Below are 611 nucleotides of genomic sequence, written 5' to 3' on the forward strand. Positions count from 1 at the left end.
AGTTACTGGATCAAGATAGCCTGGAGGAAGTCTTCGACAAGATGAGGAGTCTCGGAGAGAAGGAGATAAGCAGTTTCGGAGTGATATTGAGAAATCTGGGTTACGATATAAATACCGCTTCTCAAGCCGTTGAATACTTCATCCGGTCGAGGGGTATTCGTTTTGCCAGACACATTCCCAGAATTCCTTTGCAGGTCGCCATCAATTTGGGCAAGGAGTTTGGCACATTTTCGAATCTCCTTGAAAGCAGCGAAGACGAGCTCAAAGATGTCGACGGAATCGGTGAGAAACGAGCCTCAGCAATAAGACATGCTATAGATGTCTACAAAAAATCGGGAGAAATCACAGTTCCAGGCTTCTAAGCTGCTTCGATATTTCCCTAAGCTCCTTCTTCGAGATCCGTTGAGGCACTCCCTTGTCAAAGATCAGCTCTCCGGAATTCCAGACTTTCTCAAACGATGTATCGAAAGAGGACTTGAGAACCAGCTGAAGGGTTATCGGCAAATTCACATCGAATTTCTCCAGATCAAGCGATGATTTCGCCAGAACAAGATCTGCTGAGTAACCCTCTTTGAGTACTCCGGAATGTTTCCCAAAAAACCTCTGAAAGA

1 protein-coding gene and 1 pseudogene are annotated in these 611 nt (G+C 45.3%); one reads left to right on the forward strand and one right to left on the reverse strand.

The features are described from left to right. Positions 1-362, forward strand: a 362-nt coding sequence (locus BG32_RS12470; RefSeq protein WP_310793893.1) for a helix-hairpin-helix domain-containing protein, incomplete at its 5' end; no start/stop codon positions are given. Here BG32_RS12470 and BG32_RS12475 read toward each other — a convergent pair. Next, positions 343-611 (reverse strand): annotated as a pseudogene (locus BG32_RS12475) (amidohydrolase); the annotation flags it as partial. The gene BG32_RS12470 and the pseudogene BG32_RS12475 sit on opposite strands and share 20 nt — an antisense overlap.

The sequence above is a fragment of the Mesotoga sp. HF07.pep.5.2.highcov genome, from assembly GCF_003666285.1.
Lineage (GTDB): Bacteria > Thermotogota > Thermotogae > Petrotogales > Kosmotogaceae > Mesotoga > Mesotoga prima.